Source organism: Arthrobacter sp. SLBN-83 (genome assembly GCF_006715285.1).
Taxonomy (GTDB): Bacteria; Actinomycetota; Actinomycetes; order Actinomycetales; family Micrococcaceae; genus Arthrobacter.
Window position 1 is genome coordinate 955,877 of sequence record NZ_VFMX01000001.1, and the last position, 25,685, is coordinate 981,561.

Consider the following 25,685-nt stretch of genomic DNA (forward strand, 5'->3'; position numbering starts at 1 on the left):
GATTATCGACCCAGGTGACAGGGAAGGACGGGTGAGCGGATTCCGGAAGCGTGCGTCAAAGCGACGAAGGAGCAGCACGCGGAGGAATTCGGTCACCCGGCACCCAACCTGACCACAACCAAGTTTTCAAACGAATAGGAAAAATCATGAGCAAAGTTGTAGCTGAACTGAAGTACTCCGCAGAGCACGAGTGGGTCGCCGTTGATGGGTCCGGGCCTGCGGGGATTGGTATTTCTGCCGTGGCCGCCGATGCCCTGGGCGACATTGTGTACGTGGACCTGCCCGAGGTTGGCTCCATCGTGACCGCCGGCGAGACCTGTGGCGAAGTTGAATCCACCAAGTCCGTCTCCGACCTGTACGCGCCGGTCACCGGCGAGGTCATCGAGATCAACGACGGCGTGGTGACCGACCCCGCCCTGATCAACAGCGATCCCTACGGTGCCGGCTGGCTTTTCAAGGTGTCCGTTACTGAGGAAGGTCCCCTGATGTCGGCCGAGGAATACGCCGCAGCAAACGGCGGCGAACTGTGAGCGCGGCGGCCGAAACCGTGGCCTTCCAGCAGGTGGTCTCCCCCAGCCTGAACGCCGACCTGTCCGTCCTGGACCCTGAGGTCGCGGCAAAGATCGACGACGAACTGGGCCGCCAGCGCAACGGCCTGGAAATGATCGCCTCCGAAAACCACACTGCCGCAGCCGTCATGCAGGCGCAGGGCTCGGTACTGACCAACAAGTACGCCGAGGGCTACCCCGGCAAGCGCTACTACGGCGGCTGCGAGCACGTTGACGTGATTGAGCAGTTGGCGATCGACCGTGTGAAGGCCCTGTTCGGCGCCGCATTCGCCAATGTGCAGCCGCACTCCGGCGCGCAGGCCAACGCCTCGGTGATGCACGCGCTGATCAAGCCCGGCGACACCATCATGGGCCTGAACCTGGCCCACGGCGGCCACCTCACCCACGGCATGCGGATCAACTTCTCCGGCAAGCTGTACAACGTGGTCCCCTACCAGGTCCGCGAGGACACCTACACCATCGATATGGCTGAGGTGGAGCGGCTGGCGCAGGAGCACAAGCCGCAGCTGATCGTGGCTGGCTGGTCAGCCTACGCCCGGCAACTGGACTTCGCGGAGTTCCGCCGGATCGCCGATTCCGTTGGCGCCTACCTGATGGTGGACATGGCGCACTTCGCCGGGCTGGTGGCCGCGGGCCTGCACCCGTCGCCGGTCCCGCACGCCCATGTCACAACCTCCACCACGCACAAGACCCTTGCCGGTCCGCGCGGCGGCATCATCCTGTCCAACGACCCCGACGTTGCCAAGAAGATCAACTCCGCTGTGTTCCCGGGGCAGCAGGGCGGGCCGCTGGAGCACGTGATCGCCGGCAAGGCTGTGGCGTTCAAGATCGCCGCGTCCGAGGAGTTCCGTGAGCGGCAGGAGCGGGTCCTCGCCGGTGCCCGCGTCCTGGCCGAACGCCTGGTCCAGCCCGACGTCAGTGCCAAAGGCATCAGCGTGGTGTCCGGAGGCACGGACGTGCACCTGGTCCTGGTGGACCTGCGGAACTGCGAACTTAACGGCCAACAGGCCGAGGACCGGCTCGCGGCAATCGACATCACCGTCAACCGCAACGCCGTCCCCTTCGACCCCCGCCCACCCATGGTCACTTCCGGCCTGCGCATTGGCACCCCCGCCCTGGCCACCCGTGGCTTCGACGAGGACGCCTTCCGCGAGGTTGCGGACATCATCGCCGAGGCATTAATTGCCGACGCCGACGCGGACCTTTCCGGGCTGCGTCACCGCGTCGAAGAATTGGCAAAGGCCCACCCGCTCTACCCGGGGCTGTAGTCCCCTTCGGGACCGGCGGATCGGACATTTTCACGCGTGCTGCTCGTTCCTCGCTTTGACGCACGCTTCCGAAAAGTCCGGCTCCGCCGGCCCCTCGTGCGCACGTCGCCTTTGTGACGCACTGCCCACCGATTAAGTATCTTGTTAGGAACCTCTCGCATGGCTGTTGGCGTGTTCGACCTGTTTTCGATCGGTATTGGGCCTTCCTCTTCGCATACTGTGGGGCCGATGCGGGCTGCTGCTGTTTTTGCGGAGGAGTTGGTGGGATCCGGGGTGCTGGATGCTGTGGCTTCGTTGCGGGTGGATCTGTATGGGTCCCTCGCCGCGACGGGGCATGGCCACGGGACGATGACGGCGATCCTGTTGGGGTTGGAGGGGTTTCACCCCGAGCTGATCCTGCCGGATGAGGTGGAGGAGCGGCTGGCCTCGATCGCGGAGACCGGGACCCTGAACCTGGCTGCCGTGGTGGAGGGTTCCGGTGACGGGGTGGCCCTGCCGTACGGGGTGGGCGATATGGTGCTGCGTCCGTTGACGGTGCTGCCGCGGCACACGAACGGGATGGCCTTCACCGTGTCCGACGCGGAAGGAAATGTCCTGCATGCGGCGACGTTCTTCTCGGTCGGTGGCGGGTTCATCGTCCGGGAGGGTGAGGAGGACGCGGCCCAGCAGGAGCTGGACGCCTCGAAGGAGGAACTGCCGCTGCCGTTCCGGACCGCCGCGGAACTGCTCGAGCACTGCGCGGTGACCGGGCTGGGCATCGCGGACGTGATGCTCCTCAACGAAAAAGCCTCCCGGGATGAGGAGGAGATCCGGGAGGGCCTGCTGAACATCTGGTCCGTCATGGAAAACTGCGTGGCCACCTCATTGAAGCGGGACGGGGTGCTGCCGGGCGGGTTGAAGGTCCGCCGCCGGGCCCCGGACTGGTACGAACGGCTGAAAAAGGAATGCGCCAACGGCCTGGACGATCAGGACGCGGCGTGGGACGCGGGCCCGCACGATGCCCGGTATTGGCAGGAGTGGGTTAACTTGGTGGCGTTGGCGGTGAACGAGGAGAACGCTTCCGGCGGCCGGGTGGTCACCGCCCCCACGAACGGGGCGGCCGGGATCATTCCGGCGGTGCTGTACTACGCGCTGCACTTCGCCCCCGGCATGGACACCGCCACGCAACAGGACCGGGACGGTGTGGTGGTGCGGTTCCTGCTGGCCGCCGGCGCCGTCGGGGTGCTCTACAAGGAACAGGCCTCGATCTCCGGGGCCGAAGTCGGCTGCCAGGGCGAGGTGGGGTCCGCGTCCTCGATGGCCGCCGCCGGCCTGGCCGAGGTCATGGGCGGCACCCCGGCCCAGGTGGAGAACGCGGCCGAGATCGCGATGGAACACAACCTGGGCCTGACCTGCGACCCGATCGGCGGGCTGGTCCAGGTCCCCTGCATCGAACGGAACGCGATCGCCGCCGCCAAGGCGATCAACGCCGCGAAAATGGCGCTCTGGGGCGACGGCACCCACCGGGTCTCCCTGGACGAAGTCATCATCACCATGCGCGAAACCGGCAAAGACATGAGCGACAAATACAAGGAAACCGCCATGGGCGGCCTCGCCGTCAACGTCGTCGAATGCTGACACCCGGCTACAGCGCACCCAACCAACGGCAACACCACCAAACAAAGGAAATACCATCATGACCCTGGCACCTGAAGGCCGGAAGATGCTGCGGATCGAGCAGCGCAACGCTGCGGTCCCGGTGGAGCGCAAGCCGGAATGGATCAAGGCCAAGGTCCAGATGGGCCCGGAGTTCGTGGGCCTGAAGAACCTGGTGAAAAAGGAAGGCCTGCACACCGTCTGCGAGGAAGCCGGCTGCCCCAACATCTTCGAATGCTGGGAAGACAAGGAAGCCACCTTCCTGATCGGCGGTTCCGACTGCACCCGCCGCTGCGACTTCTGCCAGATCGACACCGGCAAACCCTCACCCCTGGACCGGTTCGAACCCACCAAGGTGGCCCGCTCCGTCCAGTCCATGCAGCTGCGCTACGCCACCGTCACCGGCGTGGCCCGCGACGACCTTGAAGACGAAGGCGTCTGGCTCTACGCCGAAACCGTCCGCAAGATCCACGAACTGAACCCCGGCACCGGCGTCGAACTGCTCATCCCCGACTTCTCCGGCAACCCCGGGCATATCAAGGCGATCTGCGACTCCAAACCCGAAGTCTTCGCGCACAACGTTGAAACCGTCCCCAGGATCTTCAAGCGCATCCGCCCCGCGTTCCGCTACGACCGCTCCCTGGACGTCATCACCCAGGGCCGCAACCACGGGATGGTCACCAAATCCAACCTCATCCTGGGCATGGGCGAAACCCGTCAGGAAATCAGCGAAGCCCTCCGCGACCTCCACCAGGCAGGCTGCGACCTGATCACCATCACCCAGTACCTCCGCCCCAGTGAACGGCACCTGCCCGTGGACCGCTGGGTCAAACCCCAGGAATTCGTCGACCTCCAGCACGAAGCCGAAGAAATCGGGTTCCTCGGCGTCATGTCCGGCCCCCTGGTCCGCTCCTCCTACCGCGCCGGCCGGCTCTGGGCCACCGCCATGCGCAAAAAAGGCCGCGACATCCCCGCCGAACTCGCCCACATCGCCGAAGGCATCCAGGACTCCGGCACCACCCGCCAGGAAGCCGCCACCCTCCTGGCAGGCTAAAACAGAGAAAAAGCGCGACGGCGGGAGGAGACTTGGGCGGGCAACACGCCCTGGTCTCCTCCCGCCGTCGGACGCGCCGCAGCCCGGCATAGTACCCGGCCTGGCAGCCCCGCCTCAGCTGTTCCCGCGCACCACCGGGATGCTCGCCGTCGGCAGTCCGCTGGGGAAGACCGTGGGCTCCGGCTCCACGACCGGTTCAAGCGGCACCTGCACGGGCCCTGCCCCCACCGTGAGGAGCCGGCCGCGGACATCCACCTCCAGCGGCTCACCCTCCTGCACCGTGAGGGTGATGGAACCGGCGGTGAGCCGGACCAGCAGCAGGCGGCCGCGGATCTTCAGGTGGAAGGCCAGTCCGTCCCAATCGGCGGGCAGGCGGGGATCGAAGTACGGCACCGGGCCCTGGTCGCGCATGCCGGCGAAACCGCACACCAGCGAACTCCACACTCCCCCGGTGGAGGCGATGTGGACGCCGTCGATGGTGTTGCCGTGGGTGTCGTCCAGGTCGATGAACGCAGCGTTGGTGAAGTGCTCCAGCGCTTCCTTCGAGTAGCCCACCTCTGCCGCCATAATCCCCTGCACACAGGCGGACAGCGTGGAGTCGCCGGTGGTGAGGGGATCGTAGAAGTCGAAGGCGCGCTGTTTTTCCTGGGCAGTGAAGTCCTGCCACTGCAGGAACATGGCCAGGACGGTGTCGGCCTGCTTCAGCACCTGGTGGCGGTAAATCACCAGGGGGTGGAAGTGCAGCAGCAACGGGTACTTTGACCGGGGAGTGGTCCAGTCCCAGGCCTCCAGGGTCATGAAGTCGTTGTCCTGCGAGTGGACCTGCATGCGCTCGTCGAACGGCAGGTTCATCCGGCTGGCCGCAGCCTCCCACAGCTGGCGCTCCTCCAGCGTGACGCCGGCGTGCTCAAGGGCGGCGGCCGCGCGCAGGTTGAAGCGTGCCATCACGTTCGTATAGAGATTGTCGTTCACCACTGCCGTGTACTCGTCCGGGCCGGTGACGCCGTGGATATGGAAGAGCCCGTCCTTTCCGAAGAAGCCAAGGGAGATCCACATCCGGGCGGTCTCGATCAGCAGCTCGGCGCCCATTCCGTCCCGGAACGCGGTGTCACCGGTGGCCCAGAGGTACCTGTTGGTGGCGAAGGCGATGGCTGCCGCGATGTGGAACTGGGCGGTGCCGGCAGCGTAATAGGCGCTGGCTTCCAGCCCGTTGATGGTGCGCCATGGGAACAGGGCACCATCAACGCTCAGCTCCTTGGCCCGGATCCTGGCTTCGGGAAGCATGCTGTGCCGGAATTCCAGGACCTGCCGGGCGCCGTCGGGATTGGTGTAGGTAAGGTACGGCAGCAGGTACACCTCCTGGTCCCAGAAGTAGTGGCCCTCGTAGCCGGACCCGGTCACGCCCTTGGCAGGAATGCCGGCAACATCCGCACGCGCGGTGGCCTGGGCCAGCTGGAACAGGTTCCACCGGATGGCCTGCTGCAGCCCGGGCAGGCCGCCCTCCACCACGATGTCGGAGGTGGCCCAGTAGCCGCGGAAGTGTTCCTCGCTCTCGGCAAAGATGTCGCTTACCGGCCGCAATGCCTCTTCCGCCACCGCGGCTGCATCGATGTCCGGGTCCTGGATGGTGCGGCCGGCGGCGTAGCTGACGCTCTTCTCCAGCCGGAACGGCTCGTCAGCGTCCACCGCAAGGACATACCGGACGCTGCTGTCGTCCTGGTCAACCACCGTCTCGAACGGCTGGTACCCGGGCGACGTCCAGTGGTCCACGGCGATGCCCACCCGCTGCTTGGACTCCGCCGCCTCCCAGGACAGGCGCAGGGAACCGTCACCACCGTCCAGCCGCAAGGGCAGCAGCACGCGCCCTGCGTGGCGGCCGGCGCGGCGGGGATCGTGCACGGAGTGGTCTTCCACCGGCTGGTCCTGGCGGTTGATCACGGACGAGGTGACGTCCAGGGAAACCTGCTGGTTCGTTGCCACCTCCAACGAAATGCCAAGGCCGCCACGGGATGCAAAGCCCACGGCCCGCCGCTCCGTGGTGGTCACGGTCGCACCGGACCTGCATTGCCAGGTGATGCGGCATTCATAGATTCCGGTACAAAAATCCACGGTCCGCCGGTAGTCCAGCACCTCGGACTCGGCCAGGCTGAGGCTTTCCCCATCCACCACTACCGTGAAGTTGTTGGCGTCCGGAATGTAGAGGATGCGCTGCCCGGTCCTGGCGAAGCCAAACGCGTTCTCGGCGTGCTTGATGTCCCAGATCTCGTGCAGCCCGTTGATGAAGCTTCCCGGCAGTTCGGCATCGGCCGCCGCCCAGTGCGCACCCCGGATTCCCAGGTGTCCGTTACCCAGTGCAAACAGGGTCTCAAGCGTTCCGGCGGCATGGGTCTCGTAGCGGGTTTCGACGAGCTGCCAGGGGGTGTCGGGGAACCGTTCGCGGTCCGCGGTGATCAATGCCATGGTCGGGGTCCTTTTGGCCTTGCTGTGCTGCCGGGCTGGCCGGCACGGAGTATTCGGGGGAAATGCTGTATCCGGATGGGTGCTGCTGGATGGGGGGATAGCCGGGTTGCCCGGGGGAAGGCAACACCGGTTATCGAGTGGGTTTAGGGGATGAGTTCCTGAAGGTCGTTGACCACAAGGGTGGCGCCGGCGTCCAGGAGCGTCTGCCGCCCGGCCCCACGGTCCACGCCAATGACGGAATGGAATGATCCCGCCTGCCCGGCCTGCACGCCGGACACCGCGTCTTCGACCACCACGCACTCTGAGCTGGACAGGTCCAGCAGCTTGGCGGCGTATTCGTACGTGGCCGGGTTTGGCTTGCCGGGCAGGCCTTGCTCCGCGGCCACCACCCCGTCCACCACGACCGCGAAGTGCCGGCTGAGTCCCGCGGCCTTCAGGACCGCGGGGGCGTTGCGGGAGGAGGAGACGACGGCGACCTTGAGTCCGCGGTCAAGCGCGGCTTGGAGGAAGCGGACAGAGCCTTGGAAAGGTTCGACGCCGGCGCTCACGATGTCATTGAAGACCGCGTTCTTCCGGTTGCCCAGGCCATGGACGGTGTCGTGGGCGGGATCGTCATCCAGCGGGCCCTCCGGCAGGGTGATCCCGCGTGAGGCCAGGAAGTCGCGTACCCCGTCAAAGCGCGGCTTGCCGTCGATGTGGTCGAAGTAGTCGCTTTCCCGGTAGCCGGAAACACCGGGCTGTGAGGCAAGGTAGCCGTCGAACAGTTCCTGCCAGGCCCGCTCATGCACGCTGGCTGTGGGCGTCAGCACCCCGTCCAGGTCGAACAGGATTGCCTTTGCGCCGGTCCAGGCGGCGGTATCAGCTGCAGTTTCTTGTGTCATCGGCGGTGCGGTGTCCTCTCGGTTTGTGGACAGCCGGCCCCGCCGGGCAGCCGAAAGGAGGTTCTGCCGCGCGGCGTGCGCGCAGCATCACTTCCTTGTCCGCCCACTGCAGGACCGATCATGGCCGTAGACGAGTGTAAGCGCTTGCAGTTTTCGCTGGCAACTGTTTTTTCTTACCCTTCGCCGCAGCGGATAATCAGTCAGCGCAGGACGTAATGCCGGAGGAAAGCGCTGACGTCCACCATCTCCGTCTTGGACATGGCATGCCCCATCCCCGGGTAGGTCCGGCTGGTCAACAACGTGTTCTGCTCCAGCCATTCGGCGGTGTAGGCGATGGCGTCCTCGTTGATGACCAGATCGGCCTTGTCCCGCCCCCAGAAGAAGGGCGGCTTGGCCTCGAAGGAATCCATGACCGAGAGGAGCTCGTTCTTGAGGACGAAGCCGGACAACCCCACAACGGCCTTGTAGTCCTCCGGGTGCAGCCGCAGGAGCGTGCTGGCCATGGCCATCCCCTGGGAATAGCCCATGAGGGTCACGCTGCTGTGCTGGTCCCTGACGGAGCTGATCCAGGCGCGGACAGAGTTGGCTGCGGAAATGACGTCGGCGAAGTCGTTCGCCAGGAAATAGTCCAGCAGGAACCAACCCCAGTGGTCGCCAATCGGCATCGGGGCGCGCACGGCGGCAAAGGTGAACTCCTGGGGCAGGTATTCGAAAAGGCGCACCATCCGCGACTCGTCCGTGCCGTAACCATGCATCATCACCAGCAACGGAGTGCCGGCGCGCTGGTCTTCAGGCTTGGACCACACAACTGTTTCCACCGCAACAGCCTAACGAGACATGCCGTCCGCGCGGCCGGGTCGTTGAATCCCGAATCACCGGGAGGTAGCGTGACGCTTGACAGACAGCAGGCTTAGCTTTTGGCAGTGACGCACCACCCTTCCGTAACGCCCTACCAGTGCCGCAGGATGCGGTTATAAGGAGCAAGTCATGAGAATCGGCTCGTCAATCTTCCTCATCGCCCTCGGCGCCATCCTTGCCTGGGCAGTGGCTCCCGGACTGATTCCGTTCGTGGACCAGCAACTGGTGGGCTACATCCTGATGGCTGTGGGCGTGATCGGACTGATTGCTTCCCTCATCCTCGCCTCCCCCGGCCGCAGCCGGCGCGTCAGCGAGTCCCGTTCCGTAATCGATCCCAGCACCGGCGAGCGCATCACCCGCCATGAAAGCCGCGACGGCGGGATCTAACCACCGGGCGGGATCGGGGACAGGGCCCCCGGAACCAAAGAAACCCCAAGAGCCGGGCTGGACCAAAGCGTCCAGCCCGGCTTTTTCGCGTCCCGCCCCAGCCAATTTCATCCAGATCCAAAGGCTTACAACCCTCCCAGGCCCGCCTTCGGAGCCAACAACTCCAACCCTGCACAGATTCGGATCTTGTTTCATGTTGGTTTCCATTGACAAACCAACAGAAGCAAAGATAAAGTCAAGTAACTCAACATCACAGTGATCCAAGTCACGAAAGCCACTACGCAACGGAGGGTATGTGTTCGCCGAGGAGCGCCAGCAGAAGATTGCCGAGCTTGTGGCCGGCAACGGCCGGGTCAGCGTGACCCTGCTGGCTGAGCGCTTCAGCATCACAACGGAAACGGTCCGCCGTGACCTTGCCGCGTTGGAAAACGCGGGCACCGTTCGGCGGGTCCACGGAGGCGCGGTGGCGGCCGACCGCTTCAGCACCACCGAAGAAAGCGTCACCGAGCGGGCCATCCAGCGCCCGGACCAAAAAGTCCGGATCGCCCAGGCCGCCCTGGACCTGATCCCCCGGAATTCACCTGCCAGTGTCCTCATGGACGGCGGCACCACCACCGAAGTGCTGGCAGACCTGCTGGCGCGGCGCACCGCCGTCGAACCTTCCGACGGAACCGGGCCGCAGCACGAACTGGTGGTTATCACCCACGCTGTGCCCATCGCCAGCAAGCTCTCCAACGTCCCCGGCGTCGCCCTGCAGATCCTGGGCGGCCGCGTCCGCGGACTCACCCAGGTGGCGGTGGGCCAGGCAACGGTGAATGCCGCTGCCCGGATCCGCCCGGACATCGCGTTCATCGGAACCAACGGCATCCACGCCACCTTTGGCGTCAGCACTCCCGATCCTGAAGAAGCCGCCGTCAAGGCGGCCTTCGTCCAGTCGGCCCGCCGCATTGTGGTGCTGGCCGACTCCTCCAAGCTGGACACGGAAACCCTGGTCCAGTTCGCCTCCCTGAAAGATCTGGACACCTTGATCACAGACAGTGAACCCGGACCTGAGCTCACGGCCGCCCTGGAAGAGGCCGGCGTTGATGTGGTGATCGCATGATCGTCACGTTCACGGCCAACCCAAGCCTCGACCGCACGGTGGCCCTCCCCGGGCCCCTGGCACGCGGCGAAGTGCAGCGCGCCGTCTCCGTCCGCCAGGAATCCGGCGGCAAGGGGGTCAACGTCTCCCGCGCCCTGGTGGCCTCCGGCCTCGAATCCCTCGCCGTCCTGCCAGGCGCGGACAGCGATCCGGTCCTGGCCGGCCTGCGCGAAAGTGCAGTGCCCTTCGTATCCCTTCCCATCGACGAGCCGCTGCGCACCAACGTGGCGCTCACCGAGCCCGGCGGCGTGACCACAAAGATCAACGAACCCGGGCCCCTCCTTGCCGCGGACCAGCAGGAAGCGCTCATCAAGCTGCTGCTGGAAAGCTCCCGCGTCGCCAGCTGGGTGGTCCTGGCCGGCTCGCTGCCGCCCGGATTCCCGGACAACTTCTACGCCACGGTGGCCCGACGAATCCGGGAGGCGGGCAACGGCAATTCGCCGCTGATCGCCGTCGACTCCTCCGGGACACCCCTCGCCGCTGCCCTGACCGACGCCGGAACCCCCGGCGACGGCACAGGAACCAGCGGAACAACCACAGGTTCCGGGAAGCCGGACCTCCTCAAGCCCAACGCCGAGGAACTGGCGGAACTGGCCGCAGCCGCCGGTTTTGCCCCGGCCTCCGGTGACGAGCTGGAAGCGGACCCGGCGGCTGCTGCTGCCGCCGCAGCCGCCGTCGTTCGTTCCGGTGTGGGTGCTGTGCTGGCAACTCTCGGTTCCAAGGGAGCTGTCCTCGTAACGGCCGACGGCGCGTGGCTGGCCACGCACCCGCCGGTCGCCGCGGTCAGCACGGTGGGTGCAGGCGACTCCGCACTTGCCGGCTACCTGCTTGCCCACGGCCGGGGCGCCGCCCCCGCCGACTGCCTTCGTCAGGCGGTGGCCCATGGTGCCGCCGCTGCCTCGCTGCCCGGATCCACTGTTCCGGCAGCAGACCAAACCACCCCGGATGCCGTAACCATCACGGCCCTTCGAAAGGATTGACAGTGACCCAGCTCATCACCACGGACCTGGTCGAGCTCGACCAGAACCTGGGCAACGCCCCCGAGACGGTGATCCGGCATCTGGCAAGCAAGGTAGCTGCCACCGGACGCGCGTCGGAAGTCGAAGGACTCTTCGCGGACGCCTTCGCCCGCGAACAGAAGACTGCCACGGGCATTCCCGGCGGCATCGCCATCCCGCACTGCCGCTCGGCCGCCGTCACGGTGCCCACCCTGGCCATGGCACGCCTGGACCCGAAGGTTGACTTCGGTGCCAAGGACGGCCCGGCCGACCTGGTGTTTTTCATCGCCGCTCCGGACGGAGCTGACCAGGAGCACCTGAAGCTGCTCTCCAAGCTGGCGCGGTCCCTCATCAAGAAGGACTTCACCGCTGCCCTCCGCAACGCCTCCTCACAGGCCGAAATCGTAGAGCTCGTGGACGGTGCCCTGGCCGACAAGCCCGCCGCCCACGCCGCTGCCGCCCCGGTTGACGCCGTGCCGGTTGGCGCCGGCGTTGGCGCTGCAGCAGGTTCATCCGTGGCCGGTGCGGCCGCCGGCGAGCCGACAACAGGTGCTGGCCGCGGGCCCAAGCGCCTCGTGGCTGTTACGGCCTGCCCCACCGGTATCGCACACACCTACATGGCTGCTGACTCCTTGGTGGCGGCCGCCCGTGAAGCGGGCGTCGACCTCCAAGTGGAGACCCAGGGATCCTCCGGCGCCAAGGCACTGGACCCCGCGGTCATCGCAGCCGCAGACGCCGTGATCTTCGCCGTTGACGTGGATGTGCGCGGCAAGGAGCGGTTCGCCGGCAAGCCGGTCATCAACGCACCGGTTAAGCGTGGCATCGACGAACCGGACAAGATGGTCCAGGAGGCCCTCGCAGCAGCTGACAACCCCAACGCCCGCCGCGTTCCGCACTTCGGAGCGGAGGAGCAGGCAGAGCACGAGGCAGAGGAAAAGGGCGAGCACATTGGGCAGAAGCTCAAGAAGGCCCTGCTCACCGGCGTCTCCTACATGATTCCGTTCGTGGCAGGCGGCGGCCTGCTCATCGCCCTGGGCTTCCTCATGGGCGGCTACCTGATCACCAAGTACGCGGACACGATCGTGGTCCAGAACAGCCTGTTCAACCTGCCCACCCAGTTCCCGGACAACGCCTGGGGACCGCTGGGGGCCTACCTCGGCGCCGTGCTGTTCAAGATCGGTGCACTGTCACTGGGCTTCCTTGTCCCTGCGCTGGCCGGTTACATCGCCTACGCCATCGCTGACCGTCCGGGCATCGCCCCCGGCTTCGTTGCCGGTGCCGTAGCCGGATTCATGGGTGCGGGCTTCCTTGGCGGCATTGTTGGCGGCCTGCTGGCCGGCTACATTGCCCACGTGGTGGGCCGCCTGCAGGTGGCCCGCTGGCTGCGCGGCCTGATGCCCGTGGTGATCATCCCGCTGCTGGCGTCGCTGGTCGCTTCCGGCCTGATGTTTGTGATCCTTGGCGGCCCGATCGTCGCGATCACCAACGGACTGAACAGCTGGCTCTCCGGACTCACGGGTGCCGGTGCCATTGCCCTCGGCGTGATCCTCGGCCTCATGATGTGCTTCGACCTCGGCGGCCCGGTCAACAAGGTTGCCTACTCCTTCGCCGTCGCCGGCCTGGGCGCTGCAACCATCGACAACCAGGCCCCGTGGCAGATCATGGCAGCGGTCATGGCGTCGGGCATGGTTCCGCCGCTGGCTATGGCCCTGGCCTCCACCGTGCTGAACAAGAAGCTCTTCAGCTTGGCCGAGCAGGAAAACGGCAAGGCAGCCTGGCTGCTGGGTGCATCCTTCATCTCCGAAGGCGCCATCCCGTTCGCCGCGGCCGACCCGCTGCGCGTCATCCCCGCCAGCATGCTGGGCGGTGCGGTGACCGGCGCCATCTCGATGGCTGCCGGCGTCGGCTCCAAGGCACCGCACGGCGGCCTGTTCGTCTTCTTCGCCATCGACAACTTCCTGATGTTCGTCATCTCGATCGCCGTCGGCACAGTGATCACGGCCCTGTCGGTGATCGCCCTGAAGCGCTGGGCAGTCAAGAAGACCGTTGATACGGTTGAACCGGTTCCCGTAACCGTCTGAGCCGGCTTAGCCACACACCTCACCGGCCGCTGAACCCTCAGCACGCCGAAAGACAAAGGAGCAAGAATGCCAGAACGCACCGCAACCGTTGCCAGCCGCGTGGGCCTGCACGCCCGCCCCGCCGCTATCTTTGCCGAGGCTGCCGGAGAGTTCGACCTGGACATCACCATCGCCCGTGAAGGCGAGCCGGCAGACGAAGCCATGGACGCTGCCAGCATCCTGTCCCTCATGAGCCTGGGCGCTTCGCACGGTGACGTGGTGGTTCTCCGCGCCGAAGGTGCCGGCGCAGACGATGCGCTGGACCGGTTGGTGCAGATTCTGGAAACGGACCACGACGCCGAGTAGCAGCAACGCTGCCCCAAGGCACAAAACCGGCGGCCGCCGTCGGGCTTCCCATGATGGAACGCCCGACGGCGGCCGCTTGGTTTTAAGCGCCCCGGCCCACCTGGGTGCAGGGAAGTCAGCCGCGCTCGGCGAGCGCCTTCACGTCCGCCAGGAGTTTGTCCCACATGCCCTTGGAGTGTGCGGCGGCTTCCTCGGTGGGGTTGTTGTCCTGCGCCAGCGACAGGCGGGTGGCGCCTCCCTGGTCCTCGAGCCTCCATTCGAGGGTGTGGTAGTTCTCCGGCTTGTCCTCCTGGCCGGACAGGGGGCTGAAGTGGGTATGCACCAGTTTCCGCCCCGGTTCGACCTGGAGGATCCGGCCCTTGTCCTGGTACGCCTTCCCGTCCCATTCGCCCTGCCACGTGATGAGGCTGCCAACGCTCCAGTCCGTCTCCAGGGTGGTCCCGAACATGAACTCCTTTACGGCGGCGGGATTCGTGATCACGCCCCAGACGTGTTCGGCAGGTGCATTGATGGTGATGACGGAGGTTGCCACGTGGTTTTCCGTCATGGCTCACGCCTTCTTTGCCGTGAAGAGCAGGTATTCCCATTCCATCTGGAACGGGGAGTCGCCGTGGGCGTCACCAAAGGAGTCAGCCAGATCGGTGAGGGCTTTGTCCAGCGCTTTGACCTTGTCAGGCTGTTCCGCGAGCGACTTGTAAACGGAGATCATGGGGCCGTAGTGGGACTTGAAGTACCTGACGAAATCCGCGGGCTGGTGGAAGCTTTTCACGGCCAGGTTCTGCTTGCGGGTATGGACGTCCGTGATCCTTTCCCCGAGCAGTTCGCGGACGTGGTCCTCACTCCCCCACAGCGGCGCAGGCTGCGCGCCGGGCGGGGGCGGCGGTGCGAAGGGCTTCATGGCGGCAAGCATCCGGCCCACGAATCCTTCCGGCGTCCAGCACAGCAACCCGATGGAGCCACCCGGTTTGCAGACCCTGAGCAATTCGTCCGCGGCCGCCTGGTGGTGCGGCGCGAACATCACTCCGATGCAGGACATGACAGCGTCGAACTCGGCATCGCCGAAAGGCAGGGCCTCGGCATCACCTTCCTGCCAGTCCAGGGTGACCCCGCGGTTTGCGGCTTCCCGCCGCCCTGCTTCAAACAGCTCGGGGGTGAGGTCGCTGGCCACTACCTTGGCACCCATCATTGCTGCAGGGATGGCAGCGTTGCCGGTTCCTGCCGCCACGTCCAGGACGCGCTGGCGCGGCCTGATGCCGCTGGCCTCCACCAGGACGGCGCCCAGTTCCAGGAGCATCTCGTCCGCGAGGGCGGGGTAGTCCCCGGACGCCCACATGGCCCGGTGCTTCTTTTTGAGCTCCCGGTCCGCCTCCACTGCATCGGTCTGCTGGCTCATGCCCGTGCCCCTCTACGTGTCCGGTCCGAATGGCTGACAGCACGCTGTTGACACAGCGGAGGCTGTGATGCGACTCATTGTGGACGCGATGGAGGCGCCTGTAAAGGCAGGACTGCAGGCTTAGCGGGCAGGCTAACCGATCAGGCGGGCTTGCGTGTCCTGGTCTTGGCGGCCGGCTTGGCCGCGGTCTTTGTTCCGCTGGATTTGGTGTCCGCTGATTTGGTTCCCGTGGATTTGGATGCGGGTGATTTAGCGGCAGCAGCCTTGGTGGCGGTGGATTTGGCGGCAGTCGATTTCGCGGACGACTTGGCGGCCGGCTTTGCATCGTCCGTGCCGGTCTTCGCAGCCGTCTTCGAGGCCGCCCCGGTGCCGGACGCCTTGTTGCCGGAGGCCTTGTTGCCGGAGGCTCTGCGGGCGGGCTTGGCTGGCTCGGCTTCCCCGTCCCCGGTGTCCGCTTCGCCTTCGGAACTTCCGCCGGCGGAGGCGCCCTCCCCGCCGCCGCGTTTCCTGTCCAGGCTCCGTTTGAGGGCCTCCATGAGGTCGATGACTTCGCCCTTGCCGCCTTCGCCGGCCTCGACGCCGAAGGTCTCCTCGGTGTCCAGCGATTCTCCCTGCTCGAGCTTCGCGTCGATGAGCTGGCGCAGCTGCACCTGGTACTCATCAGTGAAGGATTCAGGTTCGAAGTCGGCAGCCATGGACTCCACCAGCGCCGCGGACATGTCCCGCTCCTGGGCGGAAATCCTGATGTCGGCTTCCAGGGACGGGAAGTTGGCCTCCCGCACCTCATCGGGCCACAGGAGGGACTGGAGCACCAGCACGTCGTCCTTGATCCGCAACGCACCCAGCCGGGTCTTTTCCCGCAAGGCGAACTGGACGATTGCCACCCGGTCCGTGTCCTCCAGCGCCCGGCGCAGCAGCACGTAGGCCTTGGGCGACTTGGAGTCGGGCTCCAGGTAGTAGCTTTTCTCGAACATCATGGGTTCGAGCTGCTCGGACGGGACGAACTGCACCACTTCGATCTCGTGGCTGTTCTCCGCGGGAATGGACTTGAGCTCATCCTTGGACAGCACCACGGTACGGCCGTCCTCGTCGAAGGCCTTCTCGATGTCCGAGTAGTCCACCACCTCGCCGCACACCTCGCACCGGCGCTGGTAACGGATCCTGCCGCCGTCGGCATTGTGAACCTGGTGCAGACTGATGTCATGATCCTCAGTGGCGCTGTAGACCTTCACGGGCACGTTGACCAGGCCGAACGCGATGGCACCTTTCCAGATGGCTCTCATTCCTACAGTCAACATCAGAGCAGGCCGGAGGTGAAGCCCCATGGCTGGTAGCAGGGAGCGTGTCCGGGTGGCGGGGCGGGAACTGACCCTCACCAACCTGGACAAAATCATCTATCCGGAGACCGGCACCACCAAGGCGGACGTGCTGGCCTACTACGCCGCGGTGGCCCACGTCCTGATTCCTGCGGCAGCCAACCGCCCGGCCACCCGCAAGCGGTGGGTCAACGGGGTGGGCACGGCGGACAAGCCCGGCGAAGTGTTCTTCCAAAAGGAGCTGGAGGATTCAGCCCCGGGATGGCTGCCGCGGGCGGCGATCACGCACAAAGACCGGACCATCCACTATCCACTGGTGAATGACGCCGCAACCCTGACCTGGTTTGGCCAGATCAACTCGCTGGAGGTCCACGTGCCGCAGTGGCGGGTGGACTCGCACGGCAACCAGCTGAATCCGGACCGCCTGGTGCTGGACCTGGACCCGGGCGACGGAGCCGGCCTGCAGGAGTGCCGCGAGGTGGCCCTCCTGGCCCGCGCCATCCTGCAGGACGTGGGCCTGGATCCGGTGCCGGTGACCAGCGGCAGCAAGGGCATCCACCTCTACGCCGCACTGGACGGGAGCCAGACGTCCGAACAGATTTCCGCGTTCGCCCGGGAACTGGCCCGCGCACTCGAGGCCGACCACCCGGACCTCGCAGTCAGCGACATGAAGAAGTCGCTGCGCAAAGGCAAGGTACTGGTGGACTGGAGCCAGAACAACGCGGCGAAAACCACCATCGTCCCCTACTCACTCCGGGGCAGGCCCACGCCCCTGGTGGCTGCACCGCGGACATGGCGGGAGATCGACTCGCCCAACCTGAAGCACCTCGACTACCAGGAGGTGCTGCGGAGGGTGCGGGACGGGAAGGACCCGTTTGCCGCCGTCGTCCAGGCCGCAGGTGGCGGGGCAGGCAGCGGGGCAAGCGCGGCGGACACCCAGGAGGACGCGGACGACGGCGATCCCCGCCTGGGCAAGTACCGCTCCATGCGCGATCCCAAGGCCACGCCCGAGCCCTTCGCAGGCCTCCCCGCGGGCGGCAACAGCTTTGTCATCCAGGAGCACCACGCCAGCCGGCTGCACTGGGACCTCCGGCTGGAACATGAGGGTGTCCTGGCCTCCTGGGCCCTGCCCAAGGGCGTCCCCGAGTCCGGCGGCAAGAACCACCTGGCCGTCCAGACCGAGGACCACCCGATGGATTACCTGACCTTCCACGGGACCATCCCCAAGGGGGAGTATGGCGCGGGCGTCATGACCATTTGGGACACGGGCACCTACGAACTGCATAAGTGGATCAACGGCAGGGAAGTCATCGTCACGCTGACCGGCTCGGAGGACGGCGGGCTGGGCGGCACCAGGAAGATTGCGCTGATCCACACCGGACGGGGCCAGGGCAGGGACGCCGAGGGGCAATGGCTCATCCACCTGATGGACCAGGAACAGCCAGGCGGACGACGGCGGCACGCGGCTCCGGCGGCGCAGGCTGAAGAGCCGGAAAAGGACGACGACGCTGGGCTGCCCGGGCGAGAGGCCACGCCTCAAGTGCCGGCAGAGTCTGGCGCCAACGCTACTTCGACCGGCGCCGGTCCGGACCCGCTGGAATACCAGCCCATGATGGCGACGTCCGGCACCACCGCGGACCTGCAGGGCAGCTCATGGCAGTACGAGCTCAAGTGGGACGGTGTCCGGGCCATCCTGGTGGCGGACCGGGAGAAAATACGCATCTTCTCGCGCAACGGCAACGACGTCAGCCGCACCTACCCGGAGTTCACGGACCGCTCATGCTGGCCGGAGCAGCCCTTCGTGGCGGACGGCGAGATCATCGCCGTCGGGCCCGGTGGACGGCCCGACTTCGGCCTGCTGCAGGGCCGGATGAAGCTCACCCGGGCCGCCGACGTCGCCAGGGCCCGCACTGCCATCCCGGTCCAGCTGATGCTGTTCGACCTCCTCTTCGAGGACGGCAAGGATCTCAGGCGCCTGCCGCTCAGCAAGCGGCGGCAGCGGCTCGAGGAGTTTTTTGAGCCGTCGGACTGTCCGGTGGACCTGTCCATGGTGCTGGCGAAGTCCGTTGAACTCCTCATGGAAAGCGCGCAGGAGCTTGGGCTTGAAGGCGTGATGGCCAAGCGGACCGACAGCCGGTATGTCAGCGGCCAGCGGACGCGGACATGGATCAAACTCAAGACGGAGCAGACCCAGGAAGTGGTGGTTGGCGGCTGGCGACCGGGAAAGGGCGGCCGCCAGGACACCGTGGGATCGCTGCTGGTGGGGATTCCCGACGGCGACAAACTGCAGTACGTGGGCCGCGTCGGCTCGGGCTTCAGCACCCGTGAACTCACGGAGCTGCGGCAGAAAGTGGAGCGGCTGGGCCGGAAGAGCTCGCCGTTCCACGAGGTCCCCCGGCCCGATTCCGCGGACGCGCACTGGGTGGCACCGGAACTGGTGGGCGAAGTGACCTACAGCGAATGGACCGGACCGGGCAGGCTCCGGCATCCACGGTGGCGGGGCTGGCGCGTGGACAAGGACCCGGCGGACGTGGTCCGGGAAGGCTGAGGCAAGTCCGGCGGGAACGCGGTTTTCGACGCGCCCACGGGTCCGCGACGCACAAATTACCTGGCGCGCCCATATTCCGGGGGCGCCAGGTAATTTCAGTGTCGATTCTGCATGCGCATGTCGCGAGGCGCAGGCTCCCCTTTGCTACGAGGAGTGCGGCATCTGCGGCCTGCCGGTGCGGTGGACCGCCGTCACGGCTGCTTCATGTCCCGTCCGGCCATGGCCAGCAGTCCGGTCCTTGGGATGGCGGCGCTTTCCCAGGCCGTCCGGCCACCCGCCCTGCTGCGCCAGGGGCACGCCGCCGACTGCTGCGGGGCCGGGGGCCACCGGAACATCCATTGCGGCCGCGAGATGGTCCGCCACCTCCGGCTTGATGTGGAACTGGTTGGACTCTTCACCCATTGTGGTTCTTCCCTTCTTCCCTCGTTCTTCCTTGAAACGAAACGCCAATCAAAGCGCCCGGGCGCGCGCAGATTACTGCCCGGAAAGAAGTGTGTTCATCGCTCTACCATAGGCACCCCCGAGGCGCCTGTGAACCCCCTCCGGGAACGGTGGTTGCTGTCACTTTTGCGGCCGGTTTCCCGGAAGTTGGCGGGTTCAGGCGGAGCAATTTGGAAAATTTTTGGTAACGGTGCCTTTCATCAGCCTGCTTCCCAGTGATAGCGCGGGAAAAGCCGGGGCAAAAAATCTCCGGAACAGGCCCGGAACGGGCTCAAAAGAGCGCACTCTACGCTATGAAACCGAACGTGCGCCAGCAGAATCCCGTAAAATTGAAGGCCTGCCCAGAGCGGGGCAGCTACAAGTCGCAAGCAAATGACCTCCACAGGAGTTGCCCAAATGCCCACAGACCGAAGCAGGAACGACTCTTCCACAGGCGCCACAAGTGCCCGCGGAACCAACCCCGCAGCCGCCACGGCTGCCAAGAAGCCCAGGCTGCTGCCACGCCGCCGCCTCAAGGAATCCGACGTCAACGTGGTTGACCAGCCGATGCTCAAAAAAGCGCTGGGCGGAACCATCGTGGGAAACACCATGGAGTGGTACGACGTAGGTGTCTTCGGCTACCTCATCACCACCATGGGGCCCGTTTTCCTCCCCGAGTCCGACCCCACCACGCAGACGCTGTTCCTCCTTGGAACCTTTGCCGCCACCTTCATCGCCCGCCCGCTCGGTGGCGTGATCTTCGGCTGGCTCGGCGACAAGATGGGCCGCCAGAAGATCCTGGCCACCACGCTGATGATCATGGCCGCCAGCACATTCCTCGTCGGCGTCCTGCCCGGATACGCGCAGATCGGCCTGTGGGCTGCTGCACTGCTGGTGCTCCTCAAGGTCATCCAGGGCTTCTCCACCGGCGGTGAGTACGCCGGTGCCACCACGTTCGTCAGCGAATATGCAGCTGACAAGCGCCGCGGCTTCTTCGCCAGCTTCCTGGACCTGGGCAGCTATCTGGGCTTCGCCATTGGCGCCGCCCTGGTCTCCGTCCTGCAGCTGACCCTCGGCCAGGACACCATGGAAGCCTGGGGTTGGCGCATCCCCTTCCTGGTGGCCGGTCCGCTGGGCCTGATCGCCGTCTACTTCCGAAGCAAGATCGAGGAATCGCCCCAGTTCCAGGCCACCCTCGATGCCCAGGAGGAGCACGCCAAGAACGCCTCCCATGGTGAGACCGCACAGGCCAAGGGACCCGTGGGGATCATCAAGGCCTACTGGCGCCCCATCATCGTCGCCATGGTCGTGGTGGCCGCCGCCAACACGGCGGGTTACGCATTGACCTCCTACATGCCCACGTACCTGACGGAGTCAAAGGGCTACGACGAGGTGCATGGCACGCTGCTGACCATTCCCGTCCTGGTGGTCATGAGCCTCTGCATCCCGCTGACCGGCAAGCTGTCCGACCGGATCGGCCGCCGTCCCGTACTCTGGATCGGCGCCATCAGCACGGTAGTCCTGGCCATCCCGGCCTTCATGCTGATCGGTATTGGACAGGTCTGGTCCACCCTGGCCGGACTGGCCCTGATCGCCTTCCCGGTCACCTTCTATGTGGCCAACCTGGCCTCGGCCCTGCCGGCCCAGTTCCCCACGTCCAGCCGCTACGGCGCCATGGGCATCGCCTACAACTTCGCTGTGGCCATCTTTGGCGGCACCACCCCGTTCATCGTGGCGGCGCTGATCAGCGCCACGGGCAACGACATGATGCCCGCGTACTACCTGATGGCCACGTCCCTGGTGGGTGCGATTGCCATCTACTTCCTGAAGGAATCGGCCAACCGCCCGCTGCCCGGATCGATGCCGAGCGTTGACTCCGCGGCGGAGGCAAAGGAACTGGTGGCCACCCAGGACGAGAACCCGCTGATCAACCTGGACGAACTGCCGTTCGACACCCACGACGGCAACGATCCCCAGGCACACCGCGGGGTCCCGGCCGGCGCCTAGTTCCAGCCGGGACACAGTTCCAGCCGGGACACAGTTCCAGCCGGCTGCCGGGCATTCTTGTAGCCCACGCTCACTGGCCCGTCCCGCGTGCTTCCTTGGGGGAAGCATGCGGGGCGGGCCTTTGCGTGCCTGCCGGATTTCCGAATATGACCGGCCTCAATGGAACTCTGCCCCAGGCCGGTGATACGTTCCCAAGGGTCCGCGGGCCGCGGGCCGCCATAAATGTCGCACAACCAAACAGGACAGGTCAGGTACATGAAGCGCGTAGTGGAACAGGTCCGCGCGCTCCACCGGCTGGAACCGGCCACCGGCGACCACCTTGCCGCACTCCGCGTGGCACTCAGCGTCGCCGTACCCTCGCTGCTCCTGCTGGTCCTGGGCCGCACCGACCTCATGATCTACGCCGTGTTCGGGGCCCTCACCGGCATGTACGGCAGGTCTGAACCGCACCAGCTGCGGCTCCGCCACCAGGGACAGGGCGCCTTGGTGCTGCTCAGCGGCGTCGCAGTGGGGGTGACGCTGTCCATCAACCACATCCATTCGTGGTGGCTGGTGGCCGTGGAAGCAATCCTTGCAGGCGTTGGTTCGGTCTACGCTGACCGGGTACGCCTGAAACCGAACGGTCCCTTCTTCGGAATCCTTGCCCTTGGCGCCTGCGCTTCCGTTCCCACCGTTGTGCCCTGGTACGCCGCCATGTTCATCGCTTGCGCATCGTCGGTGTTCTCCATTTTGATCGGCTTTAGCGGCTGGGTGCGGCGGAGGTCCTGGGAACCGGGCGCAACCAGGAACGTGCCATCCCGTTCATCGGCCCGGCGGCGGGAACTATCCGTCCACGCTGCCCGGTACGTGCTGGCGGTGGGTGCCGCGGGAACGGCGGGCGTCATCAGCGGTACCGGCCATCCGCACTGGGCCATGGCAGCAGCGGCAGTACCGCTCGCCGGCGCAGACCTGCCCAGCAGCGTCCGGCGGGGCGTCCACCGCGTCGTGGGGACGCTCGTGGGGCTGGCGGTCACCGCCGTCGTCCTCCTGCCGGAGCCCTGGGCACTGGCCGGCCTCTACCCCGCACTCCAAGAGCCGGCGCACCGGGCGGCCGTGCTGGCCCTGCTGGTGATCCTCTTCCAGTTCGCCACCGAGCTGTTCATGACCAGGCACTATGGCCTTGCCATGGTCTGGTTCACACCTGTCATCCTGCTGATGACCCAGCTGGCCTCGCCCATCGAGCCGCGGGTCCTGATCCTTGAGCGCGCGGTGGAGACGCTGGTGGGCGCACTGCTGGGGATCCTGGTAGTGGTAACTGTCCGCCGGCCCGGCTCCCGCAGCGGACATACCCTACCGGAATCTAATGGCGGCTCTGCGCCCCTACTTCGGCTTCCGGGCCGGTCCGGCCATTAGGCGCGCCGGAGCGACCTTGGCCACTGCGGCCACCGCCTTGTAACGCTTGGACGGGATGGAGACTGCCTTGCCGCGCTCGTTGTCCGCCAGGCCTTCGCTGACCACCCGTTCGGCGCGCAGCCAAGTCCAGGACGGGGCCACCGACTTGTCCATCCCCATCCGGTCGTGGAACTCCGTGTGGGTGAAGCCGGGGCAGACGGCCGTGACCTTGATGCCACGCTTGCGGTAGGCGAGGTTGGCCCACCGGCTGAAACTCACCAGCCAGGCCTTCGCCGCCGAATAGGTGCCGCGGGGCAGGAACGCGGCCACGCTGGCCACGTTGATGATCCTGCCCTCCCCGCGCTCCAACATGCCCCGCAACGCTGCGTGGGTGAGCAGCATGGACGTTTCCGCGTGCAGCTTCAGGTGCTTCTTCTCCTCCGCGGGATGGTTGTCCTCAAAGTTGTGCAACAGGCCGATGCCGGCATTGTTCACCAGGATCCCCACCGGCCGCGTTGCATCCTCGAGGCGTTCGACGACGGCCGCCACGTCGTCGTCCTGCGTCAGGTCAGCGGGAAGCACCTCAGCCGTGATGCCGTACTGCCGGCGGAAGTCTTCCGCTGTTTCTGCCAGCCGGGACGCGTTGCGCGCCACCAGGACCAAGTCATGCCCCTGGGCCGCAAGCTGCTTGGCAAATTCATGGCCGAGCCCTGCGCTGGCTCCGGTGACAAGTGCTGTTGTTCGGGTGCTGGATGGCGTCATGCTGCAAGCCTAGCCAGCAAGGCGGCAGGATGGGACCGCCCTGCCTGCACCAGGTATAGATACGGCAAAAGCAGCGCCAGGGACCCAGTTGGGAGTGCGTGTGGCAGGACGGCCCCGCCCGGGGAAGCTACGCTGGAACCGCCGGCGGCCGGCCAGGCTGCCGTGAAGGGGGAAACATGGACCAGCAACCATCCGCGGCACTCGGGTTCCGCGAAGTGGACCGGGACGGAAACCCGGTACCGCCTGAATCCGAAGGTGTGGAATACGCCAGGACATGGCACGCGCCCAACCCGTTCATCGTGGTGCTGTGGCTGCTGGCTGCAGGCCTGATTGCCGGCGGAGCGGGGGCACTGTTGAGCGGACCCGTGGTCACAGGGCCGTCATCGGGCGGGATCCCGCTCGCGTACATCGTTTACACCTTTGCCCCGCAGGTGGTTGTTGCCGGTTTTGCCACCGTGGTTTTCCTGCTTTTCTGGCATGCCTGGCAGTGGCAACGCCGCCGCGGATGAGCCCGATTTCCCAGCTGTAACTTGTGCAACATTTAGTAAGCATGCTTTGCTTGTGGGGATAAATGAACCTCCGCAAGCAGTTCGCGGCGGGGTTGCCGATGTTGGCGGCTCCGTGAAAGAAGCCCAGGGAAGAACATAATGACCACCGCAATGGAAGACCAGTTGGCAGCGTTTGGGGAGCGCACTGAGGCAGCTGGAAATGTCTTGACCGCTACCGTACCCGTGGATGCAGGGTTGCTGTTGACCCTGAACTCGCGCATGCATTGCCGCACGCCGATGCAGCGCGTCGACCACGACGAACTGCCGGTCCGGCAGCCCGTGTACGTTGACGGAAACTCCGTCGTTGCCCTTCGGCCGGGATCCGTCCCGGAGAGTGTGGTCACCTACCGCTGCGCCTGCGGCTTCACGATCGATGACCCGGGAACCGCCATGACGGTCAGCGGCCAGGCCCTAGCCAGCTAACCGGTCCCTGCTTGACCCTCCAGGCCCCCGCCAGCTGATAGCCGGCGGGGGCCTTGCCAGCTGGCCAGACCGGGTAACCAGGACCCGCAGCCAGCCAAGACACCCACAAACCGGGACCCGCAGCTGCCCGTGTGCGCGTAACCTGGACCCGGGGGTTATTTCCCCGCAGGCACCCTGGCTGCCTCCACGGCCCGGCGCGTGTCCGCCAGGACCAGGTCCGCGTTGATGGCCTCTGCCGCGCGAAGCCCGGCGGCGGCTGCGGTGATGACCTGCGCTGAAACATCCGTGGCGTTGCCCGCAGCCCACACGCCCGGGCAGGATGTGCGGCCGCTTTCATCCGTCTCCAGCCGTGTTCCCGGACCTTCCTGGAGCGCGGCCGGCTCCAGTCCCAAGCGTTCGAGCATGTTGGCCTTGCTCACGGCGGCGGGGCTGACCACCAGAACGTCCAGGGCCACTGTGACGCCGGAGTCCAGGATGGCCCCAGTGAGCCGGTCGTCGGTGACATCCAACTCCCGGACCTTTCCCTCCACCACCTGAACGGAACGGGCTGCGAGCTGTTCCGCCTGGCCTGCGCTAAGTTCCAGGGCGTCGTTGAGCAGGATGGTCACGTCTGCACTCCATTGCCGGAATGTCAGGGCCTGCAGGACGGAGTGGGGATCCGCTGCCAGGACGCCGATCTTTTGGTTCCGGATTTCCCATCCGTGGCAGTACGGGCAGTACAGCACATCCCGGCCCCAGCGGTCGGCCACCCCGGGAAGGTCCGGCAGCTCATCCACGATTCCAGTAGCAATTAGCAGGCGACGGACAGTAACAGTGGAACCATCGTCCATAGCCAGGATGAACTGGTCTTCTTCACGACTGGCCGACCGGACGAAGCCCGAAGCCGTCGTCCCCCCATACCGGGTCAGCTCCTCCCGGCCGGCGGCAATCAAGTCCCGCGGACTCATTCCCTCCCGGCTGAGGAATCCGTGGACGCTCTCCGCCCCAAGGTTCCGCTGTTCGCCGGCGTCGATCACCACCACCGAGCGCAGTGCCCGCGCCAGGGCAATCCCGGCACTCAGCCCCGCCGGTCCCCCACCGATAACTGCAACATCGAATACTTGGTCCTGGTTCTCCGCCATCTGTAAGCAGTACCCGGGGTGGCCCGGGGATTAACGCTTCAGGGACAAGCGGCTTCGGGGCTCACGGCTCAGCAAAAAGCGAAGGCGCGGGACAGGACG

Annotated in this window: 23 protein-coding genes; 14 read left to right on the forward strand and 9 right to left on the reverse strand. The window is 66.0% G+C overall.

All coding sequences use genetic code 11. From position 1 onward, the window contains the following. Positions 1-146 precede the first annotated feature (146 nt). The 4 genes from gcvH (at position 147) to lipA (ending at position 4,526) form a co-directional block, all read left to right on the forward strand. The gene (gcvH, locus tag FBY30_RS04310) at positions 147-530 is read left to right on the forward strand and encodes a glycine cleavage system protein GcvH (protein ID WP_142131394.1); all 384 of its coding nucleotides are present in this window, start codon (positions 147-149) and stop codon (positions 528-530) included. Further along, positions 527-1,837, forward strand: a complete 1,311-nt coding sequence (glyA, locus tag FBY30_RS04315; RefSeq protein WP_142131395.1) for a serine hydroxymethyltransferase — start codon at positions 527-529, stop codon at positions 1,835-1,837. The genes gcvH and glyA overlap by 4 nt, the downstream gene beginning before the upstream one ends. Before the next feature lie 159 nt (positions 1,838-1,996). Further along, on the forward strand, positions 1,997-3,454 hold the full coding sequence (locus tag FBY30_RS04320; protein ID WP_142131396.1) for an L-serine ammonia-lyase: 1,458 nt from the start codon (positions 1,997-1,999) through the stop codon (positions 3,452-3,454). Positions 3,455-3,512: 58 nt separating this feature from the next. Further along, positions 3,513-4,526, forward strand: coding sequence for a lipoyl synthase (gene lipA, locus FBY30_RS04325; RefSeq protein ID WP_142131397.1), 1,014 nt, complete (start codon positions 3,513-3,515; stop codon positions 4,524-4,526). Between the two features lie 114 nt (positions 4,527-4,640). Here lipA and FBY30_RS04330 read toward each other — a convergent pair whose 3' ends face one another. The 3 genes from FBY30_RS04330 to FBY30_RS04340 form a co-directional block, all read right to left on the reverse strand. Beyond that, entirely contained in the window at positions 4,641-6,986 is a 2,346-nt protein-coding gene (locus FBY30_RS04330) for a glycoside hydrolase family 65 protein (protein WP_142131398.1), read from the reverse strand. Between the two features lie 143 nt (positions 6,987-7,129). Next, positions 7,130-7,867 carry an HAD family hydrolase gene (locus FBY30_RS04335; RefSeq protein ID WP_142131399.1) on the reverse strand — a complete coding sequence of 246 codons (738 nt, stop codon included), beginning with the start codon at positions 7,865-7,867 and terminating at the stop codon, positions 7,130-7,132. Between the two features lie 200 nt (positions 7,868-8,067). Beyond that, positions 8,068-8,685 (reverse strand): alpha/beta hydrolase, encoded by a 618-nt coding sequence (locus tag FBY30_RS04340; protein ID WP_142131400.1) that lies wholly within the window; start codon positions 8,683-8,685, stop codon positions 8,068-8,070. Positions 8,686-8,854: 169 nt separating this feature from the next. Here FBY30_RS04340 and FBY30_RS04345 point away from each other — a divergent pair, with 169 nt between their 5' ends. The 5 genes from FBY30_RS04345 (at position 8,855) to FBY30_RS04365 (ending at position 13,677) form a co-directional block, all read left to right on the forward strand. Continuing rightward, positions 8,855-9,112 (forward strand): DUF6458 family protein, encoded by a 258-nt coding sequence (locus tag FBY30_RS04345; RefSeq protein WP_142131401.1) that lies wholly within the window; start codon positions 8,855-8,857, stop codon positions 9,110-9,112. 295 nt (positions 9,113-9,407) lie between these two features. After that, on the forward strand, positions 9,408-10,214 hold the full coding sequence (locus FBY30_RS04350; RefSeq protein WP_142131402.1) for a DeoR/GlpR family DNA-binding transcription regulator: 807 nt from the start codon (positions 9,408-9,410) through the stop codon (positions 10,212-10,214). Beyond that, positions 10,211-11,233 carry a 1-phosphofructokinase family hexose kinase gene (locus FBY30_RS04355; RefSeq protein ID WP_142131403.1) on the forward strand — a complete coding sequence of 341 codons (1,023 nt, stop codon included), beginning with the start codon at positions 10,211-10,213 and terminating at the stop codon, positions 11,231-11,233. The genes FBY30_RS04350 and FBY30_RS04355 overlap by 4 nt, the downstream gene beginning before the upstream one ends. Before the next feature lie 2 nt (positions 11,234-11,235). Further along, positions 11,236-13,332 (forward strand): PTS fructose transporter subunit IIABC, encoded by a 2,097-nt coding sequence (locus FBY30_RS04360; protein WP_142131404.1) that lies wholly within the window; start codon positions 11,236-11,238, stop codon positions 13,330-13,332. A 66-nt stretch (positions 13,333-13,398) separates the two neighbouring features. Then, positions 13,399-13,677 (forward strand): HPr family phosphocarrier protein, encoded by a 279-nt coding sequence (locus FBY30_RS04365; protein ID WP_142131405.1) that lies wholly within the window; start codon positions 13,399-13,401, stop codon positions 13,675-13,677. A 115-nt stretch (positions 13,678-13,792) separates the two neighbouring features. Here FBY30_RS04365 and FBY30_RS04370 read toward each other — a convergent pair whose 3' ends face one another. From FBY30_RS04370 to ku, 3 genes are all read right to left on the reverse strand, one after another. After that, positions 13,793-14,224 carry an SRPBCC domain-containing protein gene (locus tag FBY30_RS04370; protein WP_142131406.1) on the reverse strand — a complete coding sequence of 144 codons (432 nt, stop codon included), beginning with the start codon at positions 14,222-14,224 and terminating at the stop codon, positions 13,793-13,795. Positions 14,225-14,227: 3 nt separating this feature from the next. Beyond that, positions 14,228-15,070 carry a class I SAM-dependent methyltransferase gene (locus tag FBY30_RS04375; protein ID WP_142131407.1) on the reverse strand — a complete coding sequence of 281 codons (843 nt, stop codon included), beginning with the start codon at positions 15,068-15,070 and terminating at the stop codon, positions 14,228-14,230. A gap of 140 nt (positions 15,071-15,210) precedes the next feature. Next, positions 15,211-16,353 carry a non-homologous end joining protein Ku gene (ku, locus tag FBY30_RS04380; protein ID WP_142131408.1) on the reverse strand — a complete coding sequence of 381 codons (1,143 nt, stop codon included), beginning with the start codon at positions 16,351-16,353 and terminating at the stop codon, positions 15,211-15,213. Between the two features lie 40 nt (positions 16,354-16,393). Here ku and FBY30_RS04385 point away from each other — a divergent pair, with 40 nt between their 5' ends. Beyond that, positions 16,394-18,934, forward strand: a complete 2,541-nt coding sequence (locus tag FBY30_RS04385; RefSeq protein WP_142131409.1) for an ATP-dependent DNA ligase — start codon at positions 16,394-16,396, stop codon at positions 18,932-18,934. A 144-nt stretch (positions 18,935-19,078) separates the two neighbouring features. On the opposite strand, the gene FBY30_RS04390 is transcribed toward FBY30_RS04385, so the two are convergent. Continuing rightward, complete coding sequence (locus FBY30_RS04390) at positions 19,079-19,336, reverse strand: hypothetical protein (RefSeq protein WP_142131410.1); 258 nt, start codon at positions 19,334-19,336, stop codon at positions 19,079-19,081. 435 nt (positions 19,337-19,771) lie between these two features. Between FBY30_RS04390 and FBY30_RS04395 the strand changes: the two genes are divergently transcribed. Together FBY30_RS04395 and FBY30_RS04400 are read left to right on the forward strand one after the other, a co-directional pair. Next, positions 19,772-21,361: an MFS transporter gene (locus FBY30_RS04395; protein WP_142131411.1), complete on the forward strand. Its 1,590-nt coding sequence runs from the start codon at positions 19,772-19,774 to the stop codon at positions 21,359-21,361. 255 nt (positions 21,362-21,616) lie between these two features. Then, entirely contained in the window at positions 21,617-22,753 is a 1,137-nt protein-coding gene (locus tag FBY30_RS04400; protein ID WP_142131412.1) for an FUSC family protein, read from the forward strand. On the opposite strand, the gene FBY30_RS04405 is transcribed toward FBY30_RS04400, so the two are convergent. After that, positions 22,721-23,494, reverse strand: coding sequence for an SDR family NAD(P)-dependent oxidoreductase (locus FBY30_RS04405; protein ID WP_142131413.1), 774 nt, complete (start codon positions 23,492-23,494; stop codon positions 22,721-22,723). The two genes, FBY30_RS04400 and FBY30_RS04405, sit on opposite strands and share 33 nt — an antisense overlap. Before the next feature lie 176 nt (positions 23,495-23,670). Between FBY30_RS04405 and FBY30_RS04410 the strand changes: the two genes are divergently transcribed. Both FBY30_RS04410 and FBY30_RS04415 read left to right on the forward strand, forming a co-directional pair. Further along, positions 23,671-24,003 (forward strand): hypothetical protein, encoded by a 333-nt coding sequence (locus FBY30_RS04410; RefSeq protein WP_142131414.1) that lies wholly within the window; start codon positions 23,671-23,673, stop codon positions 24,001-24,003. Positions 24,004-24,141: 138 nt separating this feature from the next. Then, positions 24,142-24,465, forward strand: a complete 324-nt coding sequence (locus FBY30_RS04415) for a hypothetical protein (protein ID WP_142131415.1) — start codon at positions 24,142-24,144, stop codon at positions 24,463-24,465. Between the two features lie 155 nt (positions 24,466-24,620). Here the strand turns inward: FBY30_RS04415 and FBY30_RS04420 are convergent, their stop codons facing one another. Next, positions 24,621-25,586: an NAD(P)/FAD-dependent oxidoreductase gene (locus FBY30_RS04420; RefSeq protein WP_142131416.1), complete on the reverse strand. Its 966-nt coding sequence runs from the start codon at positions 25,584-25,586 to the stop codon at positions 24,621-24,623. Between the last annotated feature and the right edge of the window lie 99 nt (positions 25,587-25,685).